This window comes from Cupriavidus basilensis, assembly GCF_000876015.1.
Classification (GTDB): domain Bacteria; phylum Pseudomonadota; class Gammaproteobacteria; order Burkholderiales; family Burkholderiaceae; genus Cupriavidus; species Cupriavidus basilensis_B.
The window spans coordinates 107,616-122,764 of the sequence record NZ_BBQM01000029.1 but is presented as its reverse complement, the minus strand read 5'-3'; the positions used below and the strand labels follow the sequence as shown (position 1 = coordinate 122,764).

14 protein-coding genes are annotated in these 15,149 nt (G+C 69.0%); 1 reads left to right on the top strand and 13 read right to left on the bottom strand.

Annotated elements, in window-relative coordinates; all coding sequences use genetic code 11:
• Positions 1-9 precede the first annotated feature (9 nt).
• The 11 genes from zigA to KF708C_RS30440 form a co-directional block, all read right to left on the bottom strand.
• The gene (gene zigA, locus KF708C_RS30490; protein ID WP_020203886.1) at positions 10-1,206 is read right to left on the bottom strand and encodes a zinc metallochaperone GTPase ZigA; all 1,197 of its coding nucleotides are present in this window, start codon (positions 1,204-1,206) and stop codon (positions 10-12) included.
• Between the two features lie 286 nt (positions 1,207-1,492).
• On the bottom strand, positions 1,493-2,707 hold the full coding sequence (locus KF708C_RS30485) for an acyl-CoA dehydrogenase family protein (protein WP_059415388.1): 1,215 nt from the start codon (positions 2,705-2,707) through the stop codon (positions 1,493-1,495).
• 57 nt (positions 2,708-2,764) lie between these two features.
• Complete coding sequence (locus KF708C_RS30480; protein WP_059415386.1) at positions 2,765-4,144, bottom strand: MmgE/PrpD family protein; 1,380 nt, start codon at positions 4,142-4,144, stop codon at positions 2,765-2,767.
• On the bottom strand, positions 4,141-5,118 hold the full coding sequence (locus KF708C_RS30475) for a Bug family tripartite tricarboxylate transporter substrate binding protein (RefSeq protein ID WP_059415383.1): 978 nt from the start codon (positions 5,116-5,118) through the stop codon (positions 4,141-4,143). Before KF708C_RS30475 ends, KF708C_RS30480 begins: the two co-directional genes overlap by 4 nt.
• A 62-nt stretch (positions 5,119-5,180) precedes the next feature.
• Positions 5,181-6,008, bottom strand: coding sequence for a 4-hydroxy-2-oxoheptanedioate aldolase (hpaI, locus tag KF708C_RS30470; RefSeq protein ID WP_059415381.1), 828 nt, complete (start codon positions 6,006-6,008; stop codon positions 5,181-5,183).
• Entirely contained in the window at positions 6,005-7,042 is a 1,038-nt protein-coding gene (locus KF708C_RS30465; RefSeq protein WP_231586637.1) for a hydroxymethylglutaryl-CoA lyase, read from the bottom strand. The genes hpaI and KF708C_RS30465 overlap by 4 nt, the downstream gene beginning before the upstream one ends.
• Positions 7,043-7,067: 25 nt before the next feature.
• Positions 7,068-7,952, bottom strand: coding sequence for an SMP-30/gluconolactonase/LRE family protein (locus tag KF708C_RS30460; protein WP_059415378.1), 885 nt, complete (start codon positions 7,950-7,952; stop codon positions 7,068-7,070).
• Between the two features lie 17 nt (positions 7,953-7,969).
• Positions 7,970-8,458 (bottom strand): hypothetical protein, encoded by a 489-nt coding sequence (locus KF708C_RS30455; RefSeq protein WP_059415376.1) that lies wholly within the window; start codon positions 8,456-8,458, stop codon positions 7,970-7,972.
• Between the two features lie 4 nt (positions 8,459-8,462).
• Positions 8,463-8,978, bottom strand: a complete 516-nt coding sequence (locus tag KF708C_RS30450; protein ID WP_063923089.1) for an FAS1-like dehydratase domain-containing protein — start codon at positions 8,976-8,978, stop codon at positions 8,463-8,465.
• 27 nt (positions 8,979-9,005) lie between these two features.
• Positions 9,006-10,280 (bottom strand): CaiB/BaiF CoA transferase family protein, encoded by a 1,275-nt coding sequence (locus KF708C_RS30445; protein ID WP_063923088.1) that lies wholly within the window; start codon positions 10,278-10,280, stop codon positions 9,006-9,008.
• Positions 10,281-10,348: 68 nt separating this feature from the next.
• Positions 10,349-11,512, bottom strand: coding sequence for an NADH:flavin oxidoreductase/NADH oxidase (locus KF708C_RS30440; RefSeq protein WP_059415364.1), 1,164 nt, complete (start codon positions 11,510-11,512; stop codon positions 10,349-10,351).
• A gap of 135 nt (positions 11,513-11,647) precedes the next feature.
• On the opposite strand from KF708C_RS30440, the gene KF708C_RS30435 reads away from it, so the two are divergent.
• Positions 11,648-12,433 carry an IclR family transcriptional regulator gene (locus tag KF708C_RS30435; protein ID WP_059415358.1) on the top strand — a complete coding sequence of 262 codons (786 nt, stop codon included), beginning with the start codon at positions 11,648-11,650 and terminating at the stop codon, positions 12,431-12,433.
• A 41-nt stretch (positions 12,434-12,474) separates the two neighbouring features.
• Here the strand turns inward: KF708C_RS30435 and KF708C_RS30430 are convergent, their stop codons facing one another.
• Positions 12,475-13,314 (bottom strand): GntR family transcriptional regulator, encoded by an 840-nt coding sequence (locus KF708C_RS30430; RefSeq protein WP_059415354.1) that lies wholly within the window; start codon positions 13,312-13,314, stop codon positions 12,475-12,477.
• Complete coding sequence (locus KF708C_RS30425) at positions 13,311-15,113, bottom strand: acyclic terpene utilization AtuA family protein (protein WP_059415353.1); 1,803 nt, start codon at positions 15,111-15,113, stop codon at positions 13,311-13,313. Before KF708C_RS30425 ends, KF708C_RS30430 begins: the two co-directional genes overlap by 4 nt.
• Positions 15,114-15,149: the final 36 nt, after the last annotated feature.

Genomic DNA, 15,149 nt, shown 5'->3' with positions numbered 1-15,149 from the left:
CCGCCGGCATCATTCCCAGGCGGGAAACGGGTCGTCGTATCCGAGCCAGGCCGGCGGCCCCTCGGCCATCTCGGCGTCGCGCAGCAGGCAGTCGTCGAGGCGGCGCCGCAGCTCCGCCTCGGCCATGCCGATGCCGATCAGCACCAGTTCCTGGCGCGCGTCGCCGACGCGCTCGTCCCAGTTCCGGCGGATCGCCGCCACGGCTTCGGGGTCCGCCGGCCAGTGCTCGGGCGGCACCGCGGCCCACCAGTATCCCGCCTGCCCGTGGCGCCAGACGCCGCCCGCCTGCGACCACGAACCCGCATGAAGCGGCCTGCTGGCCAGCCAGAAGAATCCCTTGGAGCGGATCACGCCGGGCCATTCGCTGCCGATCAGGGCGAAGAAGCGCGCGGGATGGAACGGGCGGCGCGCGCGGTAGACGAAGTTGGCGATGCCGAATTCGGTGGTCTCGGGCGTATGCTCCCCGCGCAGTTCCTTGAGCCAGCCCGGCGCCCTGGAGGCGGCCTCGAAATCGAAGAGGCCGGTCCCGAGCACCTTGTCGAGCGCGATCTTGCCGAACTCCGAAACCTCGATCCTGGCGCGGGGATTGAGGCGCTGCAGGATCGCCATCAGCCGGCCCCGCTGCGCGTCCGTGACGAGGTCGACCTTGTTGAGCAGGATCACGTCGCAGAACTCCACCTGCTCGATCAGCAGGTCCACCACGGTGCGGCGGTCCTCCTCGCCAAGCGATTCGCCGCGCGACTGCAGGCTGTCGCGCGAACCGTAGTCCTTGAGGAAGTTGTAGGCATCGACCACCGTGATCATGGTGTCCAGCCGCGCCACGTCCGACAGACTGCGCCCGTCCTCGCCGGTGAAGGTGAAGGTCTCGGCCACCGGAAGCGGCTCGGAAATCCCCGTGGACTCGATCACCAGCTGGTCGAACTTCCCTTCCCTCGCCAGGCGGCCGACTTCCAGCAGCAGGTCTTCGCGCAGCGTGCAGCAGATGCAACCGTTGCTCATCTCGACCAGCTTCTCGTCGGTGCGTGACAGCTCGGCGCCGCCATCGCGCACCAGCGCCGCGTCGATGTTGACCTCCGACATGTCGTTGACGATGACGGCCACGCGGCGGCCTTCCCGGTTGTTCAGGATGTGATTGAGCAAGGTCGTCTTGCCCGCGCCGAGAAAACCGGACAGGACGGTGACGGGAAGGCGGGGGGTCGTATTCATGGGCTGTGCCTGCTGGTGCCTTTCGGACGGGGTCGATGCTGCGTGGCCGCCGCCGTGCGGCGCCTCCCTGCGGACCGGCAAGCCGCGTCCGCGCACCGGATTCCGGGTCCGCCGCCACCGCGTCGCCAGCCACGCTCTCTTGCAACTCAGTTGCACGGCAATCATAAATGCAACATAGTTGCATTGCAAGCGTGAAGCGAGCAGTCCAGGAGGGCCGAGGAACCGATGCGCCCCGCCGGCCGGCGGAGGCCGCGCCCGCCACGGACACGAGGGCGCGGCAGGCGCGTCAGCCCTTGAGCAGCTTGCGCGCGATCAGCACGCGCTGGATCTCGCTGGTGCCGCCGCCGATCTGCGCGTGGCGCAGGTAGCGGTAGAACAGCGTCAGCGGCAGTTCCAGGGCCTCGCCCATCGCGCCATGCACCTGGATGGCCTCGTTGACGCAGCGCGCGCCCCACTCCGTCGAGACCAGCTTGACCATCGCCGCCTCGGTCCGCACGTCCTCGCCGGCGTCGGCGCGCGCGGCCACCGAGTAGGTGAGCGAACGCAGGGCTTCGATATCGATCGACATGTCGACCAGTTTCCACTGGATGGCCTGGCGCTCGGCAATGGGCTTGCCGAATGTCACCCGCTGCTTCGCCCAGTCCACCGACATGTCCAGCGCGCGCTGCATCTTGCCGAGCGCATACGGGCCGCGCAGCAGGCGGTCGTGGATGGTCAGCCATTTCTGGCCGAGGGAGAAGCCCGCGCCCACGTCGCCGAGGACGTTCGCGCCGCTCACCCGGCAATTGTCGAAATGCACCACGTATTGCGACGGCTTCGGCCCGAGCCACGTGCGGATGCCGCATGCCTCGATGTGCACGCCGGGGTTGTCGCGCTCCACCAGGAACATGGTGATGCCGCCGCGCTGGCGCTTTTCGGAATCGGTGACCGCCTGGACCATGATGATGTCGGACTCGGCCGCCATCGAAATCCACATCTTGGTGCCGTTGATGATCCAGTCGCCGCCGCCGTCGCGCACCGCGCGCGTCTGCATCATGCCGCCGGGGTCCGAACCGGCGTTCGGCTCCGTCTGCGCGAACGACGTGGTCATCTCGCCGCGCACGACCGGCTCGAGGAACCGCTCCACCTGCTCCCCGCGGCACTGGTAAAGAATGTTCGGGACGTTGGCGAACGGAAACGGCACCGGCGTGTAGTTGAACTGCTCCAGGATGGCGATCTGCGCAAGCATGGAAAGCCCCGATCCGCCGTGCTCCTCCGGCACCATCAGGTTCCACAGCCCGGTTTCCTTCGAGATCCGCGTCAGGCGCTCGACCACGTCGGGGCCAAACACGTTCTTGAGGTTGATGGTTTCCTTGACGCCATAGGCATGTTCGGAGCTTGCCAGGTATTGCTGCTCGAGCGGGAGCAGTTCCTCGCGGACGATGCGCGCCGCGACGTTGCAGAACTCCTGCACGTCGTCGGGAAGCTTGAATACGTTTTCGGTGCTGGGTGTTGAATTCACGGGAATTTCCTCAAACGGAAGGATGGGGGGAAACATGGCGAGCGGCGTTCACGCCGTTCACGCCGGAATGATCCGGTCGAGCAGTTGAGCCATCGGCATCGCGTCCGCCGCGTCGCTGAACAGGGTGGCGCCGATTGCCTCGCCCGTGCCCGGCTGCCGGCCGCAGCGGGCCAGCCGCTGCCCGAAGATCCGCGTGGACGTGGCGGCGTCGTGATAGAGCCAGGTCCTGGGAGCATCGGCCGCGTGGCATACGCGGGAGGTGCCGTCCTCGAAGTGGACCGTCAGGACGGCATCGAGCTTGGTGCCCTCGTCACTGGGAACGATTTGGGTCTTTCCGACCAGCGCCAGCAGCGCCGGGTCATGACGCCGATGCAGCGAAACGTCGTATTCGAGATCGCCCAGCACCAGCATCGCGGCGGTTGCGAACGCCGTGCTGGCAAGTGCCTGGACGGGCAGGTCGAACGGCCCCTTGTACTGGGTGCCGGGGTACTCCGCATAGGCGCGCCAGATGCGGATCTCGATGCGCGTTATCCGGCTGGTGTCGATGCCCTCGTCATGCATCAGCCTGGCCGCGCGGACCGCCGCCATGTTGTCGCCCAGCGTGGCCCAGGGCTTGGCATAGATGTCGAGCATGGCGTCGTCGCGCAGCGGCAGCGTCCAGCCCGGCGGAACGGCATCGAGTCCCGCCAGGGCCTGCAGCAATCCCTTGGGCCCGGCCAGCGCGGTGCGCGCGCCGACGACGTCGCGCTGCGCCAGCTGGGCCGCCAGCAGCCCGCCGCGCGCGGCCTGCGCGTTTTGCGCGCGCCATTCGTCGGAGCCGCAGCGCAGCGGCGCCAGCGTGCCGCCCGTGATACTGGCCGCGATCGCCAGCGCATTCGCAGTGCGGGCCGCGCTCAGGCCCAGGACGACACTGGCCGCCGCCGCGGCGCCGATGGTGCCGAGGGCCGGGCTGGTGCGCACGCCACGCTGGATCAGGGCATGCGCGACATGCTCGTGGTCGCCCAGCCAGTTCAGCACCGTGTAGCCGGCAATCAGGCCGCGCACCGCGCGCTCCACGCTGGCCCCGGTCGCCTCGGCCACGCCGACCGCGACAGGCGTGATCAGGGAACCCGGATGGCACCACGAGTGCGGATCGGAATCGTCGTGGAAGTGCGCGTGCACGGCGACGGCGTTGGCCGTGACCGCTTCGGACAGCACCGCGCGGATGCCGTACGGCCAGAGCCTGGGGCTGGCCGCGTCCGGCGGGAGCGCCGTGGTCGCGTCGCGCATGGCCAGCGTGGTGGCCTCGTCGCGGGCGATCTGCGCCAGGCCCAGGGCGTCCAGCAGGCAGGCCTTGGCCTTCTCCCGGACGGCGGGCGAGAACGTGCGGGTGGCGAAGCCGGCCACGGATTCGCCCAGCCCCGGGATCAGCGTGTCGTCGGTGGTGGACGTGCTCATTTCTGTACCTCGCTCTTGGCCACGACCCTGGCCCACTGGGAGACCTGATCGGACAGGAACTTCGCCGATTTCTCCGGCGAATAATTGGCCACGATCATTCCCTGCTTCTCCACCCACTCCTTCATTTCGGGGGAGGCCATGATCCGGGTCACCTGCTCGCTGAGCCATTTCATTCTCTCGGCCGGCATCCTGGCCGGCGCGGCCAGGCCCAGCCATCCGTCGACCACATATCCCGGCAGGCCTGCCTCCTCCATCGTGGGAACGTCCTTCAACAGCGGCGAGCGCGCCTTGCCCGTGACCGCCAGGGCGCGGACCTTGCCCGAGCGGATCTGCGGCTCGCCCGTCGTGATGGCGTCGAACATCATGGGCACCACGCCGGCCATGACGTCCACCATCGCCGGCCCCGCGCCGCGGTACGGGATATGCGTCATCTTCACGCCGCTCATCTGCCCCAGCAGCTCGCCCGACAGATGCGGCGTCGTGCCCTTGCCCGACGACGCATAGCTCAGTTGCAGCGCGCCCGAGCGCCCGAGCGCCAGCAGCTCCTTGACGGAATGCGCCGGAACGTTCGGCCCCACCACCAGCACGTTGTTCGAGAGCGTCAGCACCGAGACCATCGACAGGTCCTTCAGGACGTCGTAGGACGGCTTGGGCGGCATGCTGACGTTGATCGCGTGCGACGTGATGATCATGCCGAGCGTGTAGCCATCGGGATCGGCCTTGGCCACGGCGTCCATGCCGATGTTGCCCCCGGCGCCCGGACGGTTGTCGACGACGAACGGCTGGCCGCTGGCCTCCGTCAGCTTCTTGGCCAGGATGCGCCCGAGCACGTCGGTGGTGCCGGCGGGCGCGAACGGAATGATCAGCCGCACGGGCTTGTCCGGATACGCGCCCGACGCGATGGCCGCCTGCGACCAGACGGCGGCGCCAAGCGCGGTGGCTGCGATGAGTACTCCCAGTCTTTTGTATTTCATTTATGTCTCCTTTGGTGCCTCGTTGGTCTGCCGAGCGGACAGGCGCGGGATGGACCAGAAAATCAGTACGTGCCTTGCGGGTTGTGCTCTCCTCCTCTTCCACGGCCGAAGTGGCCGGCCAGACTGTCGATGCCGCGCGCCAAGAGCGTGACGTCGGTGCCCACGGCGACAAAGCGGGCGCCCAGTTCCAGATACCGGCGCGCCAGCGCGGGATCGCTGGTCAGAATGCCGGGCGCCTTGCCGGCGGCGGCGATGCTGGCGATGGCGCCTTCGATCGCCTGTTGCACGGCGGGGTGCGACGGGTTGCCGGGATGGCCGAGCGAGGCCGCCAGATCGGCCGGGCCGATGAAGACGCCGTCGACGCCGTCGGTCCGTGCGATATCCACCAGGTGTTCGAGGGCGGTCGAGGTCTCGACCTGCACCAGCAGGCAGATCTGCTCGTCGGCACTTGCGATGTAGTCGCCGCGGCGGCCGAACCAGGAGGCGCGCGCCAGGGCCGCGCCCACGCCGCGCACGCCAAGCGGCGGATAGCGCGTTGCCGCGACCAGCGCCCGGGCCTGCTGCGCCGTGTCCACCATCGGAACCAGCAGCGTCTGGGCGCCGATGTCGAGGTACTGCTTGATCATCCAGGCCTCGCCGCTGGGCGGGCGCACCACCGGCGCGGCGCGATGGGATGCGACGGCCTGCAACTGCCCGAGAATGCTGCGCACGTCGTTGGGGGCATGCTCGCCGTCGATGAGTACCCAGTCCATGCCCGACGCCGCGCAGATCTCGACCGAGTACGGGCTCGCCAGGCCCGCCCAGATGCCGATCAGCGTTTCGCCCGCACGCAGGCGGCGCTTGAACGCATTCACCGGCGCCCGCTGGAAGTCCTCCGCCGGCGCGCTCATGCCGCCCCCGTCGCGTTTTCCGCGCGTGCGGCGACGCGGCGGCGCAGCACGTCGAGACTCCCGGCGACTTTCAGGCTGCCCGGCAGCGGATGCCCGACGATGTCCTCGGCCAGCTCCGCCGCGGCGATCAGCGCGTCGAGATCGAGCCCGGTCTCGATGCCCATCTCGGCCAGCATGAAGGCAAGATCCTCCGTGCACACGTTGCCCGCGGCGCCCTGGTTTGCCGCGAACGGGCAGCCGCCCAGGCCGGCGATGGTGGCGTCGAACAGGTCGACCCCCATCTGCAGCCCGGCGTAGGCATTGGCGATTCCCATGCCGCGCGTGTCATGCAGATGCAGCCCGACGCGCAGCGCCGGGTAGCGCTCCCTGACCGCGCCGACGACGCGCTTGATGGCTTCGGGCGTCGCCCACCCCATGGTGTCGGCCAGCGAGACCTCGCCGATGTCGCAACCATGCTCCCGGCCGATGTCCATGATCGCGTCGACCTGCCGCAGCACCGCGTCGACGGGGACCTCGCCCTGGTAGTTGCAGCCGAAGGCGGCCATCACGCTGCCGCGGTCCACGTTCACGCCGCTGGCCTTGAACAAGGCCATCATGGCGCGCTGCGCGGCCAGGTTCTCTTCCTGCGTGCGCTGCTGATTGCGGGCCAGGAACTGGGCGGAAGCGGTGGTGGAGATCGAGCCGCGGAAGTCCAGCCGCCCGCTCGCCAGCGCACGCTGGAATCCCTTGTCGTTCAGCCAGAGCGCCGTGTAGCGCACGCCTTCCTTGCGCCGGAACCCTCGGACCACGGCCTCCGCGTCCGCCATGCCGGGCACGCGCCGCGGGTTGACGAAGGACACCGTCTGGATCTGCTTCAGCCCGGTCTCGGACAGTGCGTCGATCAGCGCGATCTTTCGCTCGGTCGGGATGTTTCCCTTCTCGATCTGAAAACCCTCGCGGGGCCCCTCCTCGTTGATCTGGACAAACTTCGGAAAATCAGACATCTCAAACTCCTCGGCAATGTTTCTGTTGGCATCGATTGCTGATGAACCCATCCGGCACCGCGCCGGCCATGCCGGTTCAGCCGGAGAAAAACGGCTCCGGCACCCCGCGCGCGCCAAGCCCGTGGATGGCGAACACCGCGCCGGCCAGCGGCTGCGACGCGCGCGACGCATCGGGCACCAGCACCGAGGTCGACGTCACGTACAGCACGTCCAGCCCCGCGCCGCCGAAGTTGCACATGGTGGGATGGCTGACGGGCAGCCGGACCATCCGCTCCAGCCGGCCGTGCGGATCGAACCGTCCCACCGCGCCATCGCCGATGAGCGCGCACCAGTAATAGCCGTCGGCATCGAACGTGGCGCCATCCACGCGCCACGGCAGGCCGCGGGTATCCAGGTACACCCGCTTGTTGCTGATGGCGCCGGTGTCCAGATCGAAGTCGTAGCGCCAGATGGTGTCGCCGCGGCTGTCGCCAAACACGAGCGTCTTGTCGTCCGGACTGAAGGCCATGCCGTTGGACACGATGAAGCCGCTGTCCATCTTGTGCACGCTCTCGTCGGGATCGAGCCGGTACAGCGAGCCGCCGGGATTTTCATTGCCCGCGTCGCGCGTGCCGCACCAGAAGCGCCCGCGCCGGTCGCAGCGGCCGTCGTTCAGGCGGTTCTCCGGCAACTGCGGTTCCGGGTGGACGATCGTGGTCAGCGCCCCGGTCGCCGGATCGAGCCGGCAGAAGCCCTGCTTGAGCGCCACCACGATGCCGCCATCGCGCGCGAACACGAAGGAGCCGATGTTGCTCGGCATCTCCCACGTACGCGTGGTGCCGTCGGCCTCGAGCCGGCGCAGGGCCGGGCGGCGGGTGTCGACCCAGTACAGCCGGTGCTCGGTCGGATGCCACATGGGGCACTCGCCCAATTGATCGATCTCCTGGCAGGCGATCTCGATTTCGTAACTCAGTTTGGTCATGGGAATGGCTCTTGGATTCACACCGACGCGGGTTCGGCGGGCGCGACGAACGGGTAAGGCACGGGTTCTCCGTCGCGGTACGGCAAGGCGATCACCGCCGTGCCCGGCGTGGATTCCTTCTGCGTTTCGTCGCGGATTCCCAGCTCCAGGTCGACAAGCCCGAAGGCCTCGGCGCGGCGCGTGTTCACGACCTTGCCCCACAGGGCGAGCCGCTCGCCCACCAGGTTCATGGCGCGGAACTGGAAGCCGATCTTCCAGACCCAGCCCGCGGACCCGGCCCACGCCTTCAGGTATTCGGCGATGAATTGCTGCTTGAGAGAACCGTTGATCAGCAAGCCGGGCAGTTCGTCGTGCTGCTGGGCGAACGGCAGGTCGTAGTGGATCTTGTGCCAGTTCTCGACCGCGGCCGACCAGCGCATCAGGTGCGCGGTGGTCAGCGGCCCTTTCATCAGCGGGGAGAGGTCGTCACCGATGCCGACGTCTTCGAAGTTCCTGCGAGAGCTCATGGTCTTATCTCCTGATCAGCGTTTTTTTCACCCGCATCAGCGGCTCGCCGGATTCCGTCTCATAGGTGGTCTCGATGACCACCATGATCATCGGACCGGAGCGGGACTCGCGTTCGTAGATGTCGGCGTAGCGCGACTGCTGGTAGATCCGCTCGCCGTGGCGCGCGTAGCGAAGCAGCTCGATCTCGGCGCCGCCGTTGAGCAGGGCCATCCCGTGGAGCGGCAGCTCCGGCAATCCGCTGCCGACGGCGGTGACGAGGCCGTCGAAATCGGGGTCCTGCGCGCGCTCGCTCAGCGGGTCGCCCGCGCCATACGGCAGCCGGAACAGGAACGCCGGATACAGCGGGGGCGCCACCGCGCCGCCATGACGGGGATGGCGGTCATCCATATAGGCCGGATCCGCGTCCATGATGGCCTGGGCATAGCGCCGCACGGCGCCGCGCTCGACGGCGTCGCAGGCGGGCCTGCGCTCACCCTGCATGCCGATGTGCCGGCGGACTTCGTCGGTAATCAATGTCATGAAATCTCCTCCTGGTGACCGGATGGGTTACGCCTGGACTTCGGGCTGCGCCGGCGCGTACTGCCGCCAGCCGTGGTCCAGTCCAATGACTCGGCGCGCCGCGAGTTCCTCGAGCTGCTGCGCCGTGTAGCCGAGCTCGTTCAGCACCTCGGCGGTGTGCTGGCCCAGCCGCGGCGGCGGCAGGCGCACCGCTCCGGGCGTGTCGCCCAGGCGGAAAGGCAGGCCGGCCATGCGCATCGGCCCCAGGCCCGGCAGCTCCAGGTCCTCGATCAGATGCGCGGCCTGCACCTGCGGCTGGGCCACCACCTGGTCGATCTTGTTTACCGGGGAGCACGGCACGCCCTGCCCGGCCAGCCGCGCCGTCCAGTAGGCAACCGGGTGTTGCGACACGACCTCGGCGATCAGGGCAATGAGTTCCTGCCGGTGAAGCGAGCGCACGCGCGCGTCGGCAAAGCGTTCGTCGTCGATCCACGCCTCGCGCTCCAGCGCGCGGCACAGGCCCTGCCACATGCGCTGGTTGAACGCGGCGATCACGATCCAGTCGTCGCTGCCCTGGAAGGCGCGGTAGATGGGACTGCTCAACGCGCCGCTGCCGCTCGGGCCCGGCACTTCGCCGCTGGCGAAATGGCGCGTGAGGAAATGGGCGAGCATGGCGATCTGCCCTTCGAGCAGCGACGTGTCCACCTGTTGCCCGAGGCCGGTGGCGTGGCGAGCCTGCAAGGCGGTCAGCACGCCGATCGCGGCGAACATTCCGCCGCCGATGTCCGCAACCGAAATCCCCATCTTGGCCGGCGATCCGCCCACCTCCCCGGTGATGCTCATGCCGCCCGAATAGGCTTGCATGAACAGGTCGTTGGCTGGTTGCGCCGCCAGGGGCCCGGTGCTGCCGAAGCCGCTGATGCTGCAATAGATCAGCCGTGGATTGGCCCGGGAGAGCTCGGCCCACCCCAGGCCGAGCCGGTCCAGCACGCCGGCGCGGTAGTTCGTCACCAGCACGTCGGCGCCCTCGATCAGCGCGCGCGCCGCGGCGACACCCTCGGGATGCTTGAGATCCAGGGCTATGCCGCGCTTGTTGCGATTTGCCGAGGCGTAGTAGTAGCCCATCGAGCCGTGGAAATACGGCGGCCACGCGCGGCTGTCGTCGCCCTCGCCGGGGCGCTCGATCTTGATGACGTCGGCACCGTAGTCGCCCAGCGTCATGGCGCAGAAGGGCCCCGCCATGGCAACGCCGATCTCCACCACCCTGATTCCCGCCAGCGCGGCTTCCGGCACCGTGGGTCCCGCTTTCTGTTCCGTAGTCATAGATTAATTTGCAATGCGAATAATCAATTCATTGAAAGGGCAAAAAAAATTTTACGGCCTGGGCCGGCTCAGCGCGGCGCCTGCCGCCCCGACTGCCACGTCGACAGGCAGCGCGCGAAACCCGCGTTGGCGCGCTTTTCGAGCCAGTAGCCGTAGTTGGCCGGAACCGTGGCGTAGGCATCCTGCTGGTCGAGCTTGGCCGCGGCATCCAGGGCCCAGTGCGGGTTGTAGAGCAGCTCGCGGCCCAGCGCGACGAGGTCGGCCTGACCGGCCTGGAGGATGGTCTCCGCCTGTTCGGCATGGATGATCAGGCCGACCGCCATCGTGCCGATGTCCAGCTCCCGGCGAATCGTCTCGGCGTAGGGCACCTGGTAGCCATAGGACGGCGAGGGGCCGGGATCGGCGACGGAGCGCGCCGTCATGCCGCCCGCGCTGCAATCGACGATGTCCACGCCGTGCGCCTTCAGGCATTGCGCGAAGCGCAGGCTGTCGGCGATGGTCCAGCCCGCCTCGTCCGTGGCCGAGATCCGGCAGAACAGCGGCTTGTCCTGCGGCCAGGCCGCGCGCACCGCGCTCACTATCTCCAGCGGGAAGCGCATCCGGTTTTCCAGCGAGCCGCCGAATGCGTCGGTGCGCTGGTTGGCGGCGGGCGACAGGAACTGGTGCAGGAGATAGCCGTGCGCCGCGTGGATCTCCAGGACATCGAAACCGGCGGCATGGGCCCGCTTTGTCGCCTCGCTCCACCTGCGCACCTGGTCCCGCATGTCGGCTGGCGTCATGGCGCGCGGCACGCTGGCGCCGGCCGTATGCGCGATGGCGCTGGGGCCGATGATTTCCCAGGCCTCCCCGTGGTCGACTCCCGGCGCCTCCGCCAGCGGCGCGCGGCCCTGCCAGGGCAGCGAATTGCGCGCCTTTCTCCCCGAATGCCCCAGCTGGATGCCGGCCGCCGCGCCATGCTGGCGCAGAAAGGCGGTCACGCGGCGCAGCGGCTCGATGAAGTCGTCCTTCCAGAGGCCCGGATCGTTCGGCGTGGTGCAGCCGCGCGGGTCGACCTTGGTGGACTCCATGAAGACCAGCCCGACGCCGCCCACCGCGAACTTCCCGAGATGCACCAGGTGCCAGTCGGAGATGAATCCGTTGCGCGCCGAATAGGTCAGCATGGGCGCCAGCACGATCCGGTTCTTGAGTGTCACGCCGCGCAGCTGGAGCGGGGAAAACAGTTTCGCCTGCATCGTTTGTCTCCTTGTGTCGCACGGCGCATCGAGCGGGGCGGCCCGGGCGCTGGACACATTCCGTGCCGCGCCTCTTTATTATTCGCTATGCGAGTTATATAATTGCCATTCGAATAAACTACCGGAAGACAGATCATGGCGCAAGCCCGCCCTCTCGCTAAGGACCGGCAGTTCGTCGCCGCGCTTGCCCGCGGCATCCAGGTTCTGCAGTGCTTCTCGGCCGCGCGCCCCGAACTGAGCGGATCGGAAATCGCCAAGCTCACCGGCATTCCCCAGCCCACCGTCTGGCGTCTCTGCCACACGCTCCTGGAAACCGGAATGCTGATCGTCGTCGCCGGCGAGCGCTATCGCCCCGGCCTGCCCGTCCTGCGGCTGGGGTACAGCGCCATTTCCGGGATGAGCCTGGTGGAACTGGCCCGGCCGCACATGCAGGAAATCGCCACGCGCTACGGAGCGGCCTGCGGGCTCGCCACGCGCGACGGCAACCGCATGGTCTTTGTCGAGCGCTGCGAGGGAAACAATCAGCTGTTGATGAACCTGCGCGTCGGCTCCGCCGTTCCGCTGGCGACGTCGGCGCTTGGCTGGGCCTACGTAGCCGGGCTGCCGACCGCGCAGCGGCGCCAGTTGCTAGACGAGCTGCGCACCCAGGACCGGGCAACCATGACGGAGGTCAGCCGCGCCATGAACAAGGCGCTCGCCGACTACGACCGCCTCGGCTATGTGCTCAACGAAGGCGTGTTCCACAAGGCGTACACCACGGTGGCCGTGCCCGTGGTGGCCGCCGACGGCAGCATTCCTTACACGCTCAACTGCGGCTCGGCCGCGATATCGATATCGGTCGCCGAGCACAGGAATGTCATTGCCCCGAAACTGATCGCGCTCGCGCGCATGCTTGAAAACGCCCTGGAGATCCGTTCCTGAATGGCGAGGAATGGCGAGAATCGCGCGGAATCGCGCGGCCGTCAGCCGCGGCTGTCGGGCACGGCCAGCGCCGGGTAGCGCTCGGTAAGCCGGGCCGGGAATTCCACGTCGAGGATGAAGCGGTCGCCGCGGTACCAGAAGCAGCCCGCCGTGAGCACGTTGCCGTCGACATCGAGCGTGGTGCGCACGATCTTGGCGACCGGCGCGGCGAAGCCGCAGGCCAGCTCGCGCGCGAGCGCGTAGTCGGCCGGCTCCACCGTCATGCTCTGGTGCAGCATGCCGAGGCGCTCGCCCACGGCCTCGCGCAGCAGGCGCGCGATCTTGCGCTGCTTCTCGGCGCCGCGCGGGAAGCGGTTGAACACCGCCGAGGCCACGTACAGCTCGATCAGGCAGAACGGCTCGCCGTCGTGCAGGTGCAGCTTGCGCAGCAGCACGTATTTGTCCAGCGCCGCGCCGCGCGTGGGCAGGCCGTCGGGCAGGCGCACGTCCCGGTGTTTTTCCAGGATGCGGATCTCGAGCTCGCTGCTGCCGACCAGCTCGTCGTTGATGACCGAGCGCATGCCCGCGCTGGGCCCGGGCGGCTGGCCGGTGACGTGCGTGCCGCGCCCGCGCTGGCTGCTCACCAGCCCTTCCTCGGCCAGCACGGCGAAGGCCTGCCGCACCGTGACGCGGGCGATGCCGTAGCTCTGCGCGAGCTGCTCCACCGTGGGCAGGCGGTGGCCCAGCGGCCATTCGCCACAGACGATGCGATGGCGCAGCACGCTGGCCAGCTGGCGGTAGCGCGCCACGCCGCCGCCGTCCTCGGGCAGTTGCGCGGGCGGTGGTGCCAGCGGCGATGCCGGCGGTGATGCCGACAATGATGCCGGCGCGGCGCGGTTCATGGCAGCAGCCCGCGCGGCACGCGCACCGGCATGGCCAGCAGGATCTGCGCCATGCCCTTGCCGAGCGGGTCGTTGCGCAGCGAGGCCATGCCGCCGCCGTCGAGCGCTTCCTCGCACACCAGGTTGACGGCGTGGATGCCGGGCAGGTCGTGGCGCGTGACCGGCCCCCTGACCAGATGGCCGAGCCATTGCGCCACGCGCGCCGGCGTCGCGCCCGCGCGCAGCCACGGCAGGTACTCGGGCCGGCGCGCCATCAGGCCGATATTGGAGATGTCGCCCTTGTCGCCGCTGCGGCCATAGGCGAGGCGGATCAGCGGGACTTCCTCGAAGTCGCCGGCGGACGGCGGCGCATCGAGTCCATCGGGCGCGGGCTGCGCGGAGGGAGACGCGGCCGCGGGCGCCGCCACGGGCATGGCCACCGGCTTGCACTCGCCGTCGATCAGCACCGTGGGCGACAGCTTGTCTTTCTCCAGCAGGAAGGCGTATTGCCGGATCGACGGCGAGGGGCTGGGCCGGCCGCCGCCCGAGCCGGTGGTGCCGGGCGACCAGCTGGTGCCGGCCGCCGAGATCTCGCGCGCGAACAGTTCCAGCGCGGCCTTCTCCGGGTGCATCACGGCCAGCCGCATGATGGCCTCGCGCGTGTGGCGCGTTTGCGCGTGGGGGCCGTAGCACGACTCGGCGCCCAGCACTTCGACGTGCGTGCGGCTGTAGTCGCCGAAGCCGTGCGCGGCGAACAGCGCGCGCGTGCGCGCGAGGATGGCCTGCGCGGTGCGCTCGGCCTTGGCCACCGCGTCGAAGCCGACGATGGAGAGCTGCGCGTTGCAGCGGAAGCCGTCGACATAGGTGGCCGAGACCTTGTAGCGGTCGCCCGGCGCGCGCCCGCGCGCGCCACGCACCTCGACCAGGTCGGGGCCGGCCTGCGCCAGCGTCACGCCGGTGAAGTCGCAGGTCACGTCGGGCAGCAGGTAGGCGGCCGGGTCGCCGATCTCGTACAGGATCTGCTCGCCCACGGTGGCGGTGCTGACCAGCCCGCCGGTGCCGGGCGGCTTGCCCACCAGGAAGCTGCCGTCGGCGCGGCAGGCCACCACGGGGTAGCCGATGTTCGGCCAGTCCGGCACGCTGTCCCAGTCGGTGTGCAGGCCGCCGGTGGCCTGGCAGCCGCATTCGATGATGTGGCCGGCCAGGCTGCCCTGCGCCAGCAGGTCGTAGTCATCGGGCCGCCAGCCGAACTCGTGCATCAGCACGCCGAGCGTGACCGCGCTGTCCACGCAGCGCCCGGTGATGACGATCTGCGCACCGTCGTCCAGCGCCTGCCGGATCGGCAGCGCGCCGAGATAGGCGTTGGCGCTGACCAGCTTGTCCGGCAGCGGCTGGCCCTTCTGCATGTCCTCGACGCCGCTCTCGCGCAGCGCCGGCAGCAGCGGCATCACGTCGTCGCCCTCCACCACGGCGATGCGCACGTCCACGCCCTGCTCCGCGGCGATCGCGGCCAGCGCCTGCGCGCAGCCCCGCGGGTTGATGCCGCCGGCATTGCTGACCACGCCGATGTTGCGCGCGGCGATTTCCTTGAGCAGGCTCTTCATGGTCACGGCGACGAAGTCGGTGGCGTAGCCGAGCTCCGGCTTGCGCAGGCGCGCGGCGGCCAGCACCGACATGGTCAGCTCGGCCAGGTAGTCGAACACCAGGTAGTCGATCTCGCCGTGGCGCACCAGCTGCGGCGCGCCCACGCTGCTGTCGCCCCAGAAGCCGGAGGCGCCGCCGATGCGCACGGTGCGGCCGGTCTTTGTCGTTGCATCCATCTGCTTTGTCTCCTCTGTCGTGTCCGGCTCAGGCCC